The organism is Roseburia sp. AM16-25, from assembly GCF_003473825.1.
GTDB classification, from domain to species: Bacteria; Bacillota; Clostridia; order Lachnospirales; family Lachnospiraceae; genus Pararoseburia; species Pararoseburia lenta.
Genome location: NZ_QUCW01000001.1, coordinates 178,691 through 197,723, shown reverse-complemented (window position 1 = coordinate 197,723; position 19,033 = coordinate 178,691). Strand labels below are relative to the sequence as shown.

Sequence of the window (19,033 nt, the reverse complement as noted above, 5' to 3'; positions counted from 1 at the left end):
TTAATTTCCTCCTTTTTTTGACCTCTTGGAAAGAAGAGAGCGGAGTGTGTCTATTTCTGTTTCAGACAGTCTGTCATTCTCGATGTATGCAGACAGCATGGCAGTGATATCTCCATCATAGTAGCGTTCCAGAAAAGAATTGCTTTCCTGGCCGATGTATTCGCTTTCTTTCACGACTGGGGTGTAAACAAACACTCGGCTCTGTTTTTCATAAGTCAGAGCGCCTTTGGTCACAAGGCGTTTGATTAAAGTCTGTATCGTTTTCGGACTCCAGCTTGTGGTCTGTAATAATTTATCTGTTATTTCATTTGTACTGATCGGCGCATGTTTCCATACGATTTTCATAACTTCAAATTCAGCTTCAGAAATCTGTGGTAAATCACTCATTTCAAATTCCTCCTTAAATCTTACAGATGTAATAAATACATTATAGACGTTATTTATGTGGTTGTCAATTTAAGAAAAAGATTTAAAAATGGCATTGAAAGAAAAGTTGCAGCATGATACTATAACCGTATAGACGGATGGATAAATTTATAAATACGGATATGTACGGAATGTTGATGGAGGAAAAAGTCATGATTATCAGTGAAAGAATTTTTTGTGTGATGGAGCAGAAGAATATAACGCAGTTGGAACTCTCAAGAAGAACCGGGATTGCAACGAGCAACATCAGTGACTGGAAGAAGAAAAAGACAAATCCCAAAGCGGACTGCTTGTTGGCTATATGTGATGCATTGGAGATTACTCCCGAACAGCTTTTGACAGGAAAAGGCATTGATCCGGAAAATAAGGATGAAGATGCGAATTATGAAGTAACCAGGTCGGATATTAAGATTTTAAAGCAGATTCACAGCCTTGGAGATGAGCAATATAAAAGACTTATGGCGTATATGAAAGCCTTGCAGAAGTTGGAACAGATGGAGAACATGGTGGAGGAATAGAGATGGCAAATAAAATAGTTAGGGAAATTATTCACGCAAAAGGAATTGATATTGGGATTTACACGAAAGATTTTGAAAATGAATATATTTCGTTGACAGATATCGCAAAATACAGAAATGATAATGATCCCAGATTTGTCATTCAGAACTGGATGCGAAACAGAAATACAGTTGAGTTTTTGGCTGTTTGGGAAGAACTTCATAATCCAGATTTTAACCGTGTGCAATTCGAGGCGGTTAGAAGTGAGGCAGGATTAAACAGGTTTGTTATGACGCCAATCAAATGGATTGAACAGACCAATGCTATTGGAATAGTGTCAAAAGCAGGCAGATATGGTGGAGGATCTTGAACAGGGCTTTATCAAAGGCGAACTACCGTATTCACACGGATGCGGTGAAGGAAAATTTGATTCCACCAGAGCTGACACCAGAACAGATTGCTTATACATATGCCAGTGAAGCAGATCTTTTAAATGTTGCTTTATTTGGTCAGACTGCAAAGCAATGGAAAAATAATAATCCGGGTAAAAAAGGGAATGTGCGTGATGATGCAAATTTAAATCAGTTATTGGTATTGGCAAATATGGAAAGTTATAATGCTATTTTAATTGAGCAAGGGAAAACTCAATCAGAAAGACTTATATTGCTTAGAAATTTGGCAATCAGGCAGATGGATACATTAGCCAGTATCAATCTGTCGGCAGTTTCGACACTTCCTGGAGGTGATATGTAAATTGAAGAAAGAGAAAATCAAAGTATATTTATACACCCGTGTCTCGACAACCATGCAGATAGATGGCTAGAGGTCATAAGTGTGATTATAAAAAACAGGTGCATGAATAAATATGGATTTTCTTGATTATGAGGATAAGCATTATCAGCGAAGAAAAACAGATTTAGAGAACTATTTGTACAAGACTTATGATAAAGTAGATGAAGTAGAAATATTTTAGTAAATATGAAAGATGTTGTGGCTGAAGGGGAAAATAAAAATAGAAAATATCATTTGTTTGATGAAAGTGGGCTGGTGCGCAAGTGATACAAATAACCAAAGTGAGGAACTTATAGCATGAATGAAACTAGAGATATATTAACGCTGGCAGTGGAAATCGGCGACGCCATGCTTCAAAATGGTGGTGAGATCTACCGCGTGGAAGATACCGTTATGAAGATCATGGCGGCTTATCAGTTAGAGGATTATGATGTATACGTGCTATCCAATGGTATCTTTGCCAGTGCCAATGAGGGAAAGGAAGATGCCTGTAGCATGATTCGGCATGTGCCTTTAGGCAGTGTGAATCTGCTCAAGATATCAAAACTCAACCAGTTAGCTAGAGACATTTGTGATAAGAAATGTACGATATCTGAGGCTTGGGATCGTATGGATGCCATCATACATCACAAGAAGGATCCACTCTGGATTCGTGTCCTATGTACCGGTATTGGATCCGGTGGTTTTGCCATTTTGTTCGGAGCAAATTTTTTGGATGGATCCATTGCATTTGGCATTGGTCTTTTATTACAACTTTTGATGTTATGGTTTGAAAAACACCATGTTGGGCGCTTTGCCAATCTGCTAATCTGTAGTATGTTTGTAACAGCCCTGAGCCTGCTTCCTATGTGTATGGGACTTCCGGTTTCGCAGGACAAGATAGTGATCGGCTGTATCATGCCACTTGTACCGGGCATTGCCTTTACGACCTCCATCCGTGATTTCTATAATAGTGATTATCTGTCAGGTGTGATCCATCTCTTGGACGCGCTTTTGACTGCACTCTTTATTTCGGTTGGCGTTGGCCTGACAATCTATATTTTTCAGAGTTTGGGAGGTGCTATGTCATGATTGGGACGATTTTTTTGCATTTTATCATTGCTATGATTGCGACGTTAGCCTTTGCTGTTCTGTTTCAAGCACCTAAATCAGAATGGGGTTTATGTGGGTTGACAGGTGGTGTGGGCTGGTTTGTCTATGAATATCTGCATTCACAGCAGGGCTGGCATCTGATGTTGGCAACGATTGTGGCAACACTGGCCTTGACCTTGCTTTCACGCTTTTTCGCGGTACTTCGCAAGCATCCGGCAACGGTATATCTGTTGTCAGGGATATTCCCGCTGGTGCCGGGAGCCGGGATTTACTATGCAGCCTTTTATCTAATCAGCGGTAATATGGAAATGTTTTCGATCAAAGGAACTGAGACAGTTGAGACGGCAGGGGCGATTGTTATCGGTATCATCCTTGCGATGGGACTTCCGCAGGCATGGCTCAACCATCTGAAAAAGAAGGAAAAGAAAGCAATATAAAGCATAAGAAAAGCGCTGGAGACTAAAAGTCTCCAGCCTTGTTCCATGTTGCGCCACCATCAGTAGAAACATATTTTATACCGGTGGTATCACCAGCTTCGGATCTTGCTAAAACGACTAACTGGTCTTTATCTTTTCTTGGCATATCAAAGTAGAATTCGCCGGTTGCGGCACCTGGAAATTCTATTTTTGTAAAAGTTTTCCCTCCATCTGTTGTTCGATAAAGGTTGGACCAATTCTGCCCTGCACATGTCAGACCAATGATGCCATTATTCTCATCGTAAAATACGAGACCTTCGCTGACACCAATATTTCCGATAAAAGGATCTTCGGTGATCATTTCCCACGTGTTACCGCCGTCTGTTGTTTTTTGTAAGCCATAAAAACGGCTTCCTGCGGCAGCATCTAAAATCTTAAATTTCCACCCAATTTGTTCTGTGAGATAAAAATATTGTATACCATCTTCGTCAGTATCACATTTGCCGATTCCTGAGGAGTTTTTAGTAGAAGCATCCGTTTGCTCCTGTTCTTTTTGTTCCTGCAAAGATGTGTATTTGGGGTTGGCGATATAACGTATTGGTGTAACCGTATCAAGCTCTGGCATGTGTAAGGATACTTCGTATCCTTTTACAGAGCCACCGGCATTTAACTTTTGGATTTCGGAGCTATCTCCGGAAACCGTAACGAGACCATCTTTTATTTCAAAAGAACGATTTCCCAAATATAGTAATTGGTAGGAGGAGACATCATAATCTTGTTCCCACTCTGCCACCTGTTCTTTCCAATTGGCTAGAGCAAGCACATCGATCATAGGAGACAGTAAGGAGTCTGTATCAAAATCTGCCGATGCATACCCATCCATATTAACATAAATTTTTTTGCTTTTTTGGGCATTGTAACTGATTAAATAGGTGCGCGTCTGATCGTTCTCATCTTTTCCATATAAGAAACCTTCGATTGCACTTATTTTTCCAGTACCGTCAAAATCTACAGTAAATTGTTCTGCAATATAGAGTTTTTCCGGAAGGTTTAATGCGGCAGTCAAATCATCCAGAATGCCTTCTATACCAGTGTCAAAAACATTATTATGTGTCAATGTAACTTCGCGTGAATGTATCAAATCCTGAATTTTCCACGACAGAGCACCATGATAAGGGATTGCAGAATAAATGATACTGCTGGAAAAGAGAACACATGCTGCAATGACAGAAGTTAATTTAACAATAAATGCAGTTTTGTTTTTCATAGTCGCAGGTTCTGTTGTTTGTCGCAGAATGAGTGCGCCACTGAAGACGAGCAAACCGAAAAACATCCATAATAGATGACGTCTGGTACCGCCATATTTGCAAAGAACACTTAGGTGGTACAGATCAAAAATAAAGGACAGAATCATAACAATTTCTGCTATTTGGCGCTTGTTTTTCATAAAAAGCTCCTTTTACGGATGACAATTAAAAAAGGATACCCTGATCATTATAGTGCATCAGGGTATCACCTTTTGTGTTTGTTCTAGTTTACATGAATATGTTCTTTTGATTTCTCAGCAATTTCAGCTTTGATTTTTTCAACGAATTCGTCTAATGGAAGCACAGTCGTTTCTTTTTCACCATGAAGACGGAAGGAAACGGTACGGTCATCCTTTTCATTAAATCCGACAACCAGCAGATAAGGTACTTTCTGAACTTGTCCCTCACGCATACGGTAGCCGAGTTTTTCGGCACGGTCGTCAAGTTCTACGCGGACATTTGCATCTTCCAGGGCATCTACGATTTCCTGCGCATAAGCATTCAGACCGTCGTCATCTGTCTTGACCGGCATAACGCGAACCTGAACAGGAGCAAGCCAGGTAGGAAGATTTCCCTTGGTCTCTTCCAGGATATAAGCCATAAAGCGATCCAAAGATCCAAGGATGGCACGGTGCAATACGACCGGTGTCTGCTTTTCGCCGTTGCTGTCAATATAATAGAGGTTGAACTTGGCTGGCAGACAGAAGTCCAACTGACAGGTAGAGAGTGTGATCTCATTACCGATCGCCGGCTGTACGTTTACGTCAAGTTTCGGACCATAGAAAGCAGCCTCGCCGATCTCCTCGGTGTATTCGATGCCGATACTGTTTAATACATCACGCAGTGCATCTTCTGCTGTATTCCACATTTCATCATCATCATGATACTTTTCTTTATTCGCCGGATCACGAAGGGAAAGTACACAACGATAATTGGTAATTCCAAAATCCTTATAGGTATCAAAGATCAGATTTACAACGCTGGTAAATTCTTCCTTGATCTGTTCCGGTGTCACGAAGAGGTGGGCATCATTCTGACAGAAATGTCTGCCACGCTCGATACCCTTTAAGGTTCCGCTGGACTCATAACGGAAGTCGTGTGCAATCTCACCGATACGGATTGGCAGGTCTTTGTAAGAATGTCTTCTGTTTGCGTAGATCATCATATGATGTGGGCAGTTCATAGGGCGAAGTACAAAGGATTCCCCTTCCATTTCCATTGGTGGGAACATGTTTTCCTTGTAATGATCCCAGTGACCGGATGTCTTGTAAAGATTGACCGTGCCGACACATGGAGTCATAACATGGAGATAACCGAGTTTTCTCTCTTTACGCTTGATATAGTTTTCTAATTCCTGCCAGATGGTGTATCCCTTTGGCAGGAACATTGGAAGACCACGACCAACCAGGTCATCTACCATAAAGAGGTTCATGTCCTTGCCGATCTTTCTGTGGTCTCTTTCTTTGGCTTCCTCTAATAATTGCAAATGTGCATCCAGTTCTTCCGGTGTTGGGAAACATACGCCGTAGATACGCTGGAGCATCTTGTTCTTGCTGTCGCCCTTCCAATAAGCACCGGAGTGGCGGATCAACTTGAAGTGCTTGCAGAGTTTTACATTGTCTACGTGAGGTCCACGGCAGAGATCAGTAAAATCGCCCTGATCGTAAACCGTGATATTGCCATCCTCAAGATCCTCGATCAGGTCTAACTTGTAAGGGTCATCCTTAAACATTTCCAAGGCTTCTTCCTTGGAAACTTCGCGGCGGATGATCTTTTTGCCGGATTTGATGACTTTCTTCATTTCCTTTGTGATTGCTTCGATGTCTTCATCACGGATAACGTCATCGCCAAGGTCAATATCATAATAGAAACCTTCTGCGACAACTGGTCCAACCCAGAATTTAGCCTGTGGGTAAAGATGCTTGATTGCCTGTGCCATCACATGGGCACATGAGTGGTTCAGCGTATTCAGACGCTCGTCTTCTTTGAAATTTACCATTTTCATTCTCCTTTTCATTTTTAGTATGAAAAAAGCACCCATAGACTGATACATCATCTAAGGGTGCTTGCACACGGTTCCACCTTAATTTTTACTCTTGCAGCCTGTAACGGGGCTATCCGGTAACGCTTCGGAATCATCCTTCCACGTACAGCTTCGAAGTGGTCTTCATGTAATCCGTTTCTAAGGAACTTCCAGCAAATGTTCCTCTCTCTGTGAGAACCTGATTGCATTACTCTCTTCATCATTGCTTTTATGGGTACTATTCATTTCTAAATCTGCTTCATTATAGTATAATAATGGCGGAAATTCAATGGATTTTGAAAAAGTGGAAAAATTTCCTAAATTTTTAAATTTTTTTGTAACGAAATAGGGAAAACATCGTCTAACCTACGAAAAAAGGAAAGGAAGGTGAGAAAGACTGGATACCGAGAAGTTATATCGAACGTATTTTATGAAGGTATATTCGTACGTGATGAATATCGTAAAAAATCCTGCTGCAGCAGAAGAAATCACACAAAATACCTTTGTGAAAGCAATGACTACAAAAAGTGAATACGAAGGGTCATCCAGCCCATACACCTGGTTGTGCGCGATTGCGAAAAATCAGTGTTATGATTACTTCCGTAAAAATGGCAGAATTGCAGATGCTGTGGAACCAGAGCAGGAGGCAGTGTGTGCTTCGGATGTGACGGAGGATTTTGTCGTACGTGAAACTTCGTTGTCTATTCATCGGATTTTGCATGATATGGAAGAACCATATAAAGAAGTGTTTGAACTTCGTGTTTTTGGAGAACTGTCATTTGCGGAAATTGCTTCGATATTTCGAAAAACAGATAGTTGGGCGCGTGTGACGTATCACCGTGCAAGAATAAAAATAAAAGAGAGGTTAGAAGAAGATGAGTAATATAGAACAGAAATTACCGTGTGAGGTAGTGCAGGATATTTTGCCACTCTATCATGATGGTGTGTGTAGTGGTGCAAGTCGCAAAATGGTGGAAAATCATTTGCAGGAATGCCGTACGTGTAAAACACTGTTGCAGGAAATGGATGAGACGGAAATGGATATGGCACTTGCTGATGAGACAAAAGAAGTGCTGGAACACCATGCAAAAAGGGAGCGTACGTTGGCATATAAGACAGCAGTAGTTATTGCAGGACTCTTATTGTTACCAATTGTCATTGCGCTTCTCATGACACTTCCGGGCTATTCTGATTTAAAGACGGATGCGGCAATTATGGCATCTATGCTATTAGTGGCAGGTTTTACAGTAGTTCCACTGTTATCGCGAGGAAAGAAGCTGGCAAAGACCATTGTGGCATCGACAGCTGCATTGATTCTTTTGATTTTTATTGTGGAAATGTTTTTTGACCATGGCAACTGGATTACGTTTGGCGAGATTGCCTGCTCAACGATGTTTGGTCTTTCTTTGGTTTTTGCGCCATTTGTGGTAAAACAGTTAGACTTGCCGGAAACGCTGGTGAACCAGAAAGCACTTCTGACGGTGGCATGGGATACGATTTGGTTTTATCTGATGATGGTTATGTTTGCTATCGATAATCCAATTTATACGCAGGATCTTTTCCTTCCGGGTACATTTTTTGTTGCTCTTGGCTGGGCAATCTTTTGCGATTATCGTTATTTACCGGGAAATGGTTGGATGAAGACAGCAGTTTTTTCATTGTTGGTTGGTATCTGGGGAACCATTGGAAATGCTCTCGGCTGGGTATCGGTTTCTGTGATGACAAAGGCGGGAGAGACACCGCTGGATCTCAGAGGCTGGATTCTTGCGATCACCCTTGGGCTGGCAATCGTCCTCTTTGTCATTGGACTGCTCCGGCAAAAGGGACAGCCTAAGAGAATCAAAGCCTAAAGTCATGCATTGCTATTTGCCCTGGGTCTGCGTATAATAAAGACAGTCACAAGGGAAAACGAGAGGAGAATCAGGACATGATAGATCAAAATTGTGCATACTGCGTAGAGGGAGAACTGGTCGATGCTTTTGGTATCAAGATTTGCGAACTGCCGACTTCCAAGGTATATTTATTTAAGGAGCAGAGCCATCCGGGCAGAGTGATCGTGGCACACAAGAAGCATGTGAGCGAGTTGATCGAACTGAGCCCGGAAGAAAGAGCGGCTTACATGGAGGATATTGCAAAGGTGGCAAATGCCATGCATGAGATCTTCCATCCGAATAAGGTCAACTATGGTGCTTACGGAGATACCGGACACCATTTACATTTTCATCTGGTTCCAAAGTATGAAAATGAATATGAGTGGGGTGGCGTTTTTGCCATGAATCCACAGGTCAAGACTTTAAGCGATGCAGAATATACCGAAATGGTAGAAAAATATCGTAAGGCACTTGCATAATTGCCTAAATATTTGATAAAAAAATCAAAAATTTAATAGTGAGGAGAGTCCTTCTGGTTTATAATGAGTATAAATTGCACAAGTCAGTATGTGCTCAGACAAACAGGGAGGACTTTTTTATGGAATTGATGGAATATGAAAAGAAACATACAGAGGCGGTCAAAGGCTCACTTGCCGAGTGTACCGTACTCTTGAAAAAAGATGGTAAATTTCCACTGGAGGCGGCAGGCAAGATCGCAGCCTTTGGTAGTGGTGTGCGCCTGACAGTTAAGGGTGGAACCGGATCCGGCGAAGTCAATTCACACTATTCTGTGAATATCGAAGAGGGCTTAGAGCAGGCAGGCTTTGAGATCACGACCAAGGCGTGGCTGGACGCTTATGATGCCAAGCGCGCAGAGGCAAAGACGGATTTTATCAAGCGTATGAAGGCAGAAGCCAAGGCGAACCATCAGAATGTCATGGTCTATGCCATGGGAAAATCCATGCCGGAACCAAATTACCAGATCCCTTTGGAGGGGCAGGGCGACGTGGCAATCTATGTATTGTCCCGTATTTCCGGTGAGGGAAATGACCGTCCGGTAGAAGAGGGAGAGATCAAATTATCCGCTACGGAAAAGAGAGATATCTTAGCCCTCAATGAAAAGTATGATAAATTCATGCTGGTACTCAATGTCGGTGGCGTAGTCGATCTGTCCGATGTGACGGAGGTCAAGAATATCTTAGTTCTTTCACAACTTGGCGTAGATACCGGAACAGCCCTGGTAGACATTCTGCTTGGCAGACAGAATCCATCCGGTAAACTGGCAACGACCTGGGCGGCATGGGATCAGTATGCGCCGATGGATGACTTTGAGGACATCAATGATACCAGATATCAGGAAGGCATCTATGTCGGCTACCGCTATTTTGATTCCTTCCACAAAAAGGCACTCTTTCCATTTGGTTATGGCTTGTCCTATACAGAATTTGCACACAAACTGTCCGGTGTCAGCGCAGACGGCGAAAAGATCACGGTGCGCGCACAGGTGACCAATACAGGTCAGCGGGCAGGTAAGCAGGTGGTGCAGGTCTATGTATCGGCTCCAAGCGTAAAACTGGATAAGGCATATCAGGATCTCTGCGGATTTGCCAAGACTAAGGAACTGGCATCGGGAGAGAGCCAGGAAGTAGCCATTACCTTTGCCCTTTCTGATTTTGCTTCCTATGATGAGGCATCTGCTTCTTATATTCTGGAAGCCGGCAACTATATCGTGCGCATGGGCGTAAGCAGCCAGGATACGGCTCCGGTCGCTCTGCTTCGTCTGCAAGAAGACGTTACGACTCTGGTGGCAAAGAATGTTTTGGGAGATCCGGGATTTACAGACCTGCGTGCAGAGGCTGGCCAGACAGAAAATATTCCGGCAGATATCTGTGTCATCACTTTAAGCGCAGATGATTTTACGACAGAGCAGGTAGATTACCAGCCAAAATATGAGATCTTGCCGGAAGTGGAGGCGCTGTCTATCGATGAGGCAGCCCTGATGAACATCGGCGGACATGATCCAAACAAGGGTGGACTGGTATCCATCATCGGCAGCGCCGGATCACAGGTCTGCGGTGCAGCAGGTGAGACAACGACTCATGTCAAAGATTTCCCATCCCTTGTTATGGCAGACGGTCCTGCGGGCCTTCGTCTGGCGAGAGAATACTATCGCGATGAGAAGGGCTTGCATGCAGTAGGGCAGGCAGGTATTCCGGAAAGTTTTATGGACTACATGCCAAAGCCGATACTCTTTTTCTCAAAACTGATCATGGGCGGAAATAAGGGACCGAAGGCTGGAACGGAAGTAAAGACCCAGTATTGCACAGCCATCCCGATCGGTACAGCCATTGCCCAGTCTTTCAATACAGATCTGGCAGAAAAATATGGCGATATCGTGGGCTATGAAATGGAAATGTTCGGCGTACATCTGTGGCTGGCTCCGGCACTCAACATCCACAGATCTATCCGCTGTGGACGAAACTTTGAGTATTATTCAGAAGATCCGCTGGTTTCCGGTTTGATGGCGGCAGGGATCACAAATGGCGTGCAGAAGCATCCGGGATGCGGAACGACCATCAAGCATTATGCTGCCAATAACAAGGAGTTGAACCGCTATGCCAACAACAGCCATGTGTCTGAGCGTGCCATGCGTGAGATCTATACCAAGGGCTTTGGTATCTGCGTAAAGAAGTCACAGCCGCATGCCGTGATGACTTCCTACAACCTCTTAAATGGCGTACATACTGCAGAAAACCGCGGCTTAATCGAGGACATCTTACGCTGTGAATATGGCTATGAAGGCATTGTTATGACAGACTGGGTTGTACCAATGACCGCAGACAAGCGTTCTGCTAACCGCAATTCTCTGGCAAGATTTGTAGCCGCTGCCGGTGGCGACCTCTTTATGCCGGGCGGAAAGAGCGATTACGAAGATCTGAAAAAGGGCATTCAGGAAGGTGACGTATCCGAGGAACAGGTACGGATCAATGCGACCAGAGTGCTTAAGATGGCAAGAAAATTAGTAGAAAAATAAGCATAAAAACAGAAGGGAGCCTGTGACTGGAGAATCAGTCACAGGCTCCCTTTTTGTATGAAATGCATTTTATTGGATCTCTCCATTTTTATGCCGTTCAAAGAATTTCTTTGTCTCGGCAACAACCACACCGTTTAAGGCAAAGAGTGCGATCATGTTTGGCAGTGCCATCAGACCGTTAAAGATATCTGCGATCGTCCAGACAGCGCTGACGGTCATGTATGGTCCGATAAAGACGGCAAAGATATAAAGCCAGCGGAATATCTTGATGGCTTTCTGATTGCCCTTTGTCAGATATTCCAGACAACGCTCACTGTAATAGTCCCAGCCAAGAATGGTCGTAAAGGCAAAGAATACCAGACAGAGCATAAGGATAAAGGAAGATACCTCTGCCGGGAAAGGCAGCCCCTGTTGGAATGCATAGGTCGTCACGGCAACACCTTCCAGACCGTCTACCTGCCAGGCACCGGTCAGTACGATGGAAAGACCGGTCAGAGTACAGATCACGATGGTATCGATAAAGGTTCCGGTCATGCTGACAAGTCCCTGACGTACCGGCTCTTTTGTCTTTGCGGCAGCAGCGGCGATCGGTGCGCTACCAAGTCCTGCTTCATTGGAAAAGATACCGCGGGCAACACCCTTTTGCATAGCGACTAACATGGAACCGACGGCACCACCTGTGATCGCTTTTGGTGTAAAGGCTGCAACCACGATCGTCTTAAAAGCAGCCGGAACGGCAGTAATATTGCAGATCACAAGGCTCAGAACAAATACGATATAAATAACTGCCATAAAAGGAACGATGATCTGGCTGACACTTGCGATTCTCTTGACACCACCGATCAGTACGGCAGCCACACAAAAGGCAAGTACCAAAGAGGCGATAACGACCGCCCAGGAATAATCGCCTAAGAAAGGTAAAAGTTTTACCGTGTGGGCATCTGCCGGATCAAAGAAATTATGTACAGCGGAGGAGATACCGTTGACCTGACTGAAGGTTCCGATACCAAAAAGTCCTACGCACACGCCAAAGAAGGCAAATAACTTGGCGAGCCAGGTCCATTTTTTTCCCATGCCCTGCTCGATATAATAAAAAGGTCCGCCAAGGCTGTGCCCGTCCGGGGCAACGACACGATATTTCACGGCAAGTAATCCCTCTGCATATTTGGTCGCCATACCAAAGAAGGCGGTAACGACCATCCAGAACAAGGCGCCGGGACCACCGGTGCCGACTGCCGTAGCAACACCGACGATATTTCCGGTACCGATCGTAGCACTTAAGGCAGTGCAAAGTGCAGAGAAACTGGAAATTTCTCCATGACCTTCGTCCTCATTTTTGACCATCCATTTGAGTGCCAGAGGAAGTTTTCGGATCTGCAAGAAGCCCAGTCTTGCGGTCAAAAGCAGACCACCGGCAAGGATCAGCACCATGAGTGGGACACCCCACACAAAGTCATCGATTGTTGTTAAAACATCATTGATAAAGTTCCACATGTTTTTCATACCTCTTTCGTTTTAGTAAGGGATGCAAAATTCTTGTGGAGAGATTGGAAAGAAAATAGAAAGATAGATATCTTCTCTGTCCATTTGCCTGAGAGATTCCTGCGTGCATGCACGCATCTTGCACCTTCGGCCCCCGGCTCGTCGTGTCCGGGTGTCTCCAGAGAGTCGATCCATTTGCAGTTGCACCGGCACGGCCGGCACCTGAGAGTGTTACTCCTTCGGTAGACAAAAACGTCGTTTTCCTGCAAACTTCATCTCGAAAATTGCTCCAATCACTACTATATAGGTTCTTCCTATGGATTTCAATAGTTTGCATACAATTTTGAGATAAAGTGAAAAAGTATGAAGTTAGCAAAGACTAACAAAAAGGCTTGACAGTAGAAAAAAGCAGGAGTATATATAAGACGTAGATACCCGATGGGGGTATATAAAAGAAAGGAGATCATAGAAATTATGATACAGACAACTTTAAAGATCGATGGGATGATGTGCGGTATGTGCGAGGCGCATATGAATGATGTCGTGCGCAAGAATTGCCAGATTAAAAAGGTCACCTCCTCTGCAAAAGATGGCGAGACCGTAGTTATCAGCGAGAATGAACTGGATATCCCATGGCTGAAAAAGGAGATCAAAGCCATTGGCTATGAACTGGTTTCTTACGAGAGCAAGCCATACGAAAAGAAGGGACTGTTTGGCTTCCTAAAGTAAAGAAAATTTAAGAAAATCTTTATAGAATTTTTATTGCGAAATCAGGTGTCATGTTTTATTCTGATGGTAAGAAATGGCAGTAAGGAGCGTGGCACTTTATGACAATATTCCCTGAGGACAAAGAGACAGAGACCGAGATCAGAGGTCTTTGTGCGGCGGAAGTAGAGGAAAGGATTCGACAGGGAAAGGACAATCGTGCGGATGTGGGTACGGGTCTGACGACCGCAGAGATCATACGCTCGAACACATTTACTTACTTTAACTTTATCTTTCTCGTTATCACGATTCTCTTATGTCTGGTGGGATCTTTCCGCAATCTGACATTTTTACCGATCATCATTGCAAATACCCTGATTGGGATCATACAGGAGATCCGCGCCAAGCGAACGCTGGAAAAGATGAGCATTTTAAATGCGCCGCATGCGATCGTGGTGCGTGATGGCAGTCAAAAGCAGGTCGCCTCGGAAGAACTGGTCGAAGATGATGTGATCCTGCTGCGGGCAGGCGACCAGATCTGCGGGGATGCCAGTGTCCTATCCGGAGAGGTCATGGTCAATGAATCGCTTTTGACAGGCGAATCCGATGAGATCAACAAGACGCAGGGTGACGAACTTTTATCCGGCAGTTTTGTGGTGTCCGGTCAGTGCTATGCCCGACTGACCCATGTGGGCATGGATTCTTATATATCCAAGTTATCGCTGGAAGCCAAGTCCATGGAACGCACAGAGCAATCCGAAATGATCCGGTCGATCAACCAACTGGTCAAGTGGGTTGGAATCGCCATCATACCGATCGGTATTGTCTTATTCTCGCAGAGTTATTTCTTCAATGGGGAAACGATCGCCCGCAGTGTGACGGCAACCGTGGCAGCCGTCATTGGCATGATACCGGAAGGACTCTACCTTCTGGCAACGATCGCACTGGCGCTGGGAACCATCCGGCTGGCAACGAAAAAGGTGCTTTTGCATGATATGAAAAGCATTGAGACCTTATCGCGGGTCGATGTTCTTTGCGTAGATAAGACAGGGACGATCACGGAGCCGGGTATGCAGGTTTCCCATATTTTATGGCGCAGACAGGTCATGGAAGAAAATGGGGCAGAAGGCGAAAAAGGGCTGTGGGATCGTGAGGCTCTACAGGGGATGCTGGCGGATTATGTCTATGCCTCCACGGATAACAATGCAACGATGGATGCGCTGCGGGCAGCCTTAGATAAGATGCCGGAAGCCAAAGCGGGCAGGCGTAGACCGTCTCATATCCAAGCCTTTTCGTCTGCAAATAAATACGGCAGTATGACCTTTTCGGACGGCACCTATTTTCTTGGCGCGCCGGAATTTATTATGAAGGATTCCTATGATGCGATCGCAGAGGAAATCGCGTCTTATGTGCAAAAGGGCTACCGTCTGCTTTTATTTGCCAAGCAGGAAGCGGACGGCATTTTACCACTGGGCTATGTGACCTTATCCAATCCGATCCGTGCCAATGCAAAGGAGACTTTTTCTTATTTTAAAGAGCAGGATGTGGCGATCCGAGTGATCTCCGGAGACAATCCCCAGACGGTGTCTGAGGTTGCAAAGCGTGCCGGGATCGAGGGCGCAGAGAATTACGTCGATGCGACGACACTGGATAGTAAGGCAAAGATAAGGGATGCCGTAGAACGTTACGTCGTCTTTGGCAGGGTGACGCCAAAGCAGAAGCAGTTGATCGTCAAAGCCTTGCAGGAGGCAGGACATACCGTTGCCATGACAGGCGATGGTGTCAACGACATCCTGGCAATGAAGGATGCGGATTGCAGTGTGGCAATGGCATCCGGCAGCGAGGCGTGTGCGCAGGCGGCACAGGTCGTCCTCCTCGATTCGGATTTTGCAAAAATGCCAGAGGTTGTATATGAGGGCAGACAGGTCGTCAATAATGTAGGTCGTTCTGCCAGCCTCTTTTTGGTAAAGAATATATTCTCCCTTCTGATGTCGGTATTTTCGGCGCTTTTTATGATCACTTATCCACTGGAGCCGTCACAGATCTCCTTGATCAGTATGTTTACGATCGGTATTCCGGGATTTTTGCTGGCATTGGAGCCAAACCGCGAGCGGATCAAGGGACATTTTATGCGAGGGGTTCTAGTGCGGGCACTTCCGGCAGGGCTGACGGATGTTCTGGCAGTCGGTGCGCTGGTGATCTGCGGGCAGGTCTTTTCCCTTCCGTCGGAAGATATTGCGACAGCGGCGACCCTGCTTTTGTGTGTGGTCGGCTTTATGATCCTGATCAAGATATCCAAACCGATGAGTGGCATCAAATATGCCATTGTGATCGGCAATATCGCAGGACTGATCTTTGCAGGGATCTTTTGCCATCAGTTGTTTGCCTTAAGCGCTATGTCAAAAGTCTGCGTCCTTCTGATGGTCGTCTTTGCTTTTGCGGCAGAGTCCCTTTTGCGTTATCTGTCACTCTTGGTTGAAAAAATTGACTGTAAATTTTAGGTGTTATATAATATATGTTCATTCAATGGAACATAATAAAATGTAAGTGCCCGTCAAGGGCAGGAAAGGCAGGAATTTATTATGGTGAAAAAGATTGCAAATAATGATATGACAGAGGTTTTAGCAGAAAAGGTCGCACTGGTCGACTTCTCGGCAACATGGTGTGGTCCTTGTCAGATGCTGGCACCGGTTGTGGATGCTTTGGCAGAGGAACTGGAAGGACAGGTGGCTGTCTATAATGTAGATGTAGATGCCAACTCGGATCTTGCTATGCAGTATAGAGTGATGAGCGTTCCGTCTTTGCTCCTTTTCAAGGATGGACAGGTGGCAGGACAGACTGTAGGCTACCAGAGTGCGGATGAGATCAAGGCATTTATTACAAACAATTAGGAGGTATGACCCTTATGATGGATAAATTAAAAAGTATTAAGATTGATGTGACCTTAGCAGCAGTGCTGAGTGTGGTACTGGGGGTACTGCTCGTGATATGGCCGGCAACCGTGATCACGGTCTTGGCACGCGTGATCGCTATTATCCTTATGGTATCGGGGATCGTTTCTCTGATACCGCGCCTGATGGATGAGGTCAAGTCTTATACCTCAATCATTGTTTCCCTACTTATTACACTAATCGGTCTTTGGATGTTCTTAAGCCCGCAGGCAGTCGCATCCATCATCCCGATCGCGATCGGTGTCCTTTTGGTGGTACATGGTGTGCAGGATCTTTCCCTCGCCCTTGAGGGCAAAAAGACCAAGGCACACAACTGGTGGAGTATTCCTTTGATGGCGATCTTAAATATCGTCTTAGGTGTGCTTTGCATCTGTAATGCTTTTGGTCTGGTAAAATTAGGCATGATCCTGATCGGTATCATGCTGATCTACGATGGCTTATCCGATATGTTCATCGTACATAAGGTCAACAAGGCATCCAAGGAGTTTGTGGACTCTACTATCCTTCACGAAGAAAATCTGGATGACTACATGTAAGATAGGAAAGTTGGCGAAGCATTTATGAGACAGATGGAGTTTAAGATGGAGAGACAGAATCTGGTTGAAGTAGGACAGACTCTCTCGGTAACAGAAAGCAAACTCCCGAATTCCTACTACTATACGCTGGAGCATGCCTATGCCATGTCCGGCAACTATACGACCTTGGAACGTTTGAAATCGCGTCAGGGCAAGGTCGTGGATATCAAGGAAACGCCAAAAGGTTTTTTTGTAACCATGGAATTTGACGAATAAAGAGGTAAGATAATGCGATATGTTCCAGCGGGGCAGCTGCAGCCGGGTATGGTCCTGGGGCAGGGGCTTCATGATGCATCGGGGCGGATGCTTTTGGCTCCGAATACATCACTGACAAATGAAAATATTACATACATAAAGTTTTTGGGAACCGCTGGGGTCTATATCGATGATGAGATCACAAGAGATATTCAGGTAACGGACGTGGTGCGTCCGGAGGTCAAGAGCGAAGCGGTATCCATGATCCAACAGTTTTTTTGCCGTTCGGCAGAGAATGTGGAACTGGATGCAGAGGAGCGCCTGGTACGCCTGGTGGTTGAGAATGTCGTAAATGATGTGCTTTCCAACGAAGCCGTCATGTATAATATGGTCGATATCAAGACCTATAATGATTATACCTATTTTCACTCCATGAATACCGGGGTGATGGCTGGTATTTTAGGTGTGAAGATGGAACTGCCGGAAGATGATCTAAATGACTTGGTGACGGCGGCGTTTTTGCATGATGTCGGAAAGGTCTTAGTCCTGCCGGATCTGGTCAATGCGACACGCAAACTGACACCGGCAGAGGAAGAAGAAATGAAGAAGCACGCCTGGGCGGGCTACGAGTATCTGCGCAAAGAATATTCTTTTGGCGACCAGGTCAATGAGACAGTCTATCAGCACCATGAGTGGTACAATGGCGGTGGCTATCCCAACCACTTAAAAGGCAGGGAACTGTTGCGCAATGCAAGGATATTAAAGGCGGCAGATGTCTATGATACCATGACCTCACAGCGGCCGGGACGTAAGTCTTACCAGCCGGCAGAGGTGATCGAATATATCATGTCGCGCACCGGCATGGAGTTTGATCCTAAGGTCGTGGAGACTATGAACGCAGGCTTTTGTATCTATCCGGTGGGGAGTGAAGTCGTCCTGTCGGATGGCAGGCATGCGATCGTTGTGGAAAATCATCCGGGATTTGTGCAAAGACCGACCGTCCGCCTCTTGGAGGATGGCAAGGAAATCAATCTGCGCGGAGATAGGAACGCATACAACATTACCATTGTAAAACTAATGATCTAGGAGAGCATATGGCAAATCAGGGCAAGAATGGGATCGATGTGATTCTTGCGGAAAGTCTGAAAGAATTAAGTAAGACAAGACCCATCGAAAAAATTACAATCAAGGAAATAACGGATAAGGCGGGCGTGATCCGTCCGACTTTTTATAACCATTTTCAGGATAAGTATGAATTGTTGGAGTGGATCGTGCGCGAAGATCTGATGGAATCGGCAATGCCGCTTTTCGATAACGGACTTTTGCGGGAGGGGATTACCTATCTCTTTACTGCCATGGAAAAGGAGCGGGATTTCTATGAGAAGGCAGTCCGCTTAGAGGGGCAGAATTCTTTCGTGGGGATGATGGAAGATGCTGTGCAGGAGTTGATCTTACAGCGGATGAACAAGGATAAACTGCGGGAAAAGATTACCTATTCCTGGCTGAGCCCAGAGAGAGTCGCGGCTTATTACGCCCACATGGCATGCAATGTTGCCGTGCAGTGGATCGAGGGCGGCATGCAGGTGCCGATAGCAGAATTGGTCGAAGTTTATGTGATTATGGCGCAGAAATCCATGATCGAAATCATCAGTTGATATATACATAT

At 45.0% G+C, this 19,033-nt stretch carries 18 protein-coding genes, 1 pseudogene, 1 riboswitch and 1 other annotated feature; of the genes and pseudogenes, 15 read left to right on the top strand and 4 right to left on the bottom strand.

From position 1 onward, the window contains the following. Positions 1-387: a BlaI/MecI/CopY family transcriptional regulator gene (locus DW183_RS00955; protein ID WP_107001152.1), complete on the bottom strand. Its 387-nt coding sequence runs from the start codon at positions 385-387 to the stop codon at positions 1-3. A gap of 191 nt (positions 388-578) precedes the next feature. On the opposite strand from DW183_RS00955, the gene DW183_RS00950 reads away from it, so the two are divergent. From DW183_RS00950 to DW183_RS00935, 4 genes and pseudogenes are all read left to right on the top strand, one after another. After that, entirely contained in the window at positions 579-944 is a 366-nt protein-coding gene (locus DW183_RS00950) for a helix-turn-helix domain-containing protein (protein ID WP_118280687.1), read from the top strand. A gap of 2 nt (positions 945-946) precedes the next feature. Beyond that, positions 947-1,677: pseudogene (locus DW183_RS12825) on the top strand (KilA-N domain-containing protein). A 336-nt stretch (positions 1,678-2,013) separates the two neighbouring features. Then, complete coding sequence (locus DW183_RS00940; protein WP_118280228.1) at positions 2,014-2,787, top strand: threonine/serine ThrE exporter family protein; 774 nt, start codon at positions 2,014-2,016, stop codon at positions 2,785-2,787. Continuing rightward, the gene (locus DW183_RS00935) at positions 2,784-3,245 is read left to right on the top strand and encodes a threonine/serine exporter family protein (protein ID WP_178009836.1); all 462 of its coding nucleotides are present in this window, start codon (positions 2,784-2,786) and stop codon (positions 3,243-3,245) included. Before DW183_RS00940 ends, DW183_RS00935 begins: the two co-directional genes overlap by 4 nt. 22 nt (positions 3,246-3,267) lie before the next feature. On the opposite strand, the gene DW183_RS00930 is transcribed toward DW183_RS00935, so the two are convergent. Then, positions 3,268-4,671 (bottom strand): WD40/YVTN/BNR-like repeat-containing protein, encoded by a 1,404-nt coding sequence (locus DW183_RS00930; protein ID WP_118280227.1) that lies wholly within the window; start codon positions 4,669-4,671, stop codon positions 3,268-3,270. Between the two features lie 83 nt (positions 4,672-4,754). Beyond that, positions 4,755-6,530, bottom strand: a complete 1,776-nt coding sequence (gene thrS, locus DW183_RS00925; protein ID WP_243069483.1) for a threonine--tRNA ligase — start codon at positions 6,528-6,530, stop codon at positions 4,755-4,757. Between the two features lie 56 nt (positions 6,531-6,586). Next, positions 6,587-6,787: a binding site (T-box leader), on the bottom strand. Between the two features lie 164 nt (positions 6,788-6,951). Between thrS and DW183_RS00920 the strand changes: the two genes are divergently transcribed. From DW183_RS00920 to DW183_RS00905, 4 genes are all read left to right on the top strand, one after another. Beyond that, positions 6,952-7,437: an RNA polymerase sigma factor gene (locus DW183_RS00920; RefSeq protein ID WP_118280226.1), complete on the top strand. Its 486-nt coding sequence runs from the start codon at positions 6,952-6,954 to the stop codon at positions 7,435-7,437. Continuing rightward, positions 7,430-8,404: a zf-HC2 domain-containing protein gene (locus DW183_RS00915; RefSeq protein WP_118280225.1), complete on the top strand. Its 975-nt coding sequence runs from the start codon at positions 7,430-7,432 to the stop codon at positions 8,402-8,404. The genes DW183_RS00920 and DW183_RS00915 overlap by 8 nt, the downstream gene beginning before the upstream one ends. Positions 8,405-8,481: 77 nt before the next feature. Continuing rightward, complete coding sequence (locus tag DW183_RS00910) at positions 8,482-8,904, top strand: HIT family protein (RefSeq protein ID WP_118280224.1); 423 nt, start codon at positions 8,482-8,484, stop codon at positions 8,902-8,904. Positions 8,905-9,023: 119 nt separating this feature from the next. After that, positions 9,024-11,459 carry a glycoside hydrolase family 3 protein gene (locus tag DW183_RS00905; protein ID WP_118280223.1) on the top strand — a complete coding sequence of 812 codons (2,436 nt, stop codon included), beginning with the start codon at positions 9,024-9,026 and terminating at the stop codon, positions 11,457-11,459. Between the two features lie 69 nt (positions 11,460-11,528). On the opposite strand, the gene DW183_RS00900 is transcribed toward DW183_RS00905, so the two are convergent. Further along, a complete protein-coding gene (locus DW183_RS00900) occupies positions 11,529-12,953 on the bottom strand; it encodes an alanine/glycine:cation symporter family protein (RefSeq protein WP_118280222.1) in 1,425 nt (474 codons plus the stop codon). A 75-nt stretch (positions 12,954-13,028) separates the two neighbouring features. Next, positions 13,029-13,133: riboswitch (glycine riboswitch) on the bottom strand. A gap of 282 nt (positions 13,134-13,415) precedes the next feature. On the opposite strand from DW183_RS00900, the gene DW183_RS00895 reads away from it, so the two are divergent. The 7 genes from DW183_RS00895 (at position 13,416) to DW183_RS00865 (ending at position 19,022) form a co-directional block, all read left to right on the top strand. Then, positions 13,416-13,670: a heavy-metal-associated domain-containing protein gene (locus tag DW183_RS00895; protein ID WP_118280684.1), complete on the top strand. Its 255-nt coding sequence runs from the start codon at positions 13,416-13,418 to the stop codon at positions 13,668-13,670. Positions 13,671-13,768: 98 nt separating this feature from the next. Further along, positions 13,769-16,147: a cation-translocating P-type ATPase gene (locus DW183_RS00890; protein WP_118280221.1), complete on the top strand. Its 2,379-nt coding sequence runs from the start codon at positions 13,769-13,771 to the stop codon at positions 16,145-16,147. Positions 16,148-16,225: 78 nt separating this feature from the next. Beyond that, positions 16,226-16,537 carry a thioredoxin gene (trxA, locus tag DW183_RS00885; RefSeq protein ID WP_256386562.1) on the top strand — a complete coding sequence of 104 codons (312 nt, stop codon included), beginning with the start codon at positions 16,226-16,228 and terminating at the stop codon, positions 16,535-16,537. Between the two features lie 14 nt (positions 16,538-16,551). Next, a complete protein-coding gene (locus DW183_RS00880; RefSeq protein ID WP_158572988.1) occupies positions 16,552-17,133 on the top strand; it encodes an HdeD family acid-resistance protein in 582 nt (193 codons plus the stop codon). A gap of 24 nt (positions 17,134-17,157) precedes the next feature. Then, a complete protein-coding gene (locus DW183_RS00875; protein WP_178009532.1) occupies positions 17,158-17,388 on the top strand; it encodes a hypothetical protein in 231 nt (76 codons plus the stop codon). A gap of 12 nt (positions 17,389-17,400) precedes the next feature. Beyond that, entirely contained in the window at positions 17,401-18,453 is a 1,053-nt protein-coding gene (locus tag DW183_RS00870) for an HD-GYP domain-containing protein (protein ID WP_118280218.1), read from the top strand. 8 nt (positions 18,454-18,461) lie between these two features. Further along, a complete protein-coding gene (locus DW183_RS00865; RefSeq protein WP_118280217.1) occupies positions 18,462-19,022 on the top strand; it encodes a TetR/AcrR family transcriptional regulator C-terminal domain-containing protein in 561 nt (186 codons plus the stop codon). Positions 19,023-19,033 lie beyond the last annotated feature (11 nt).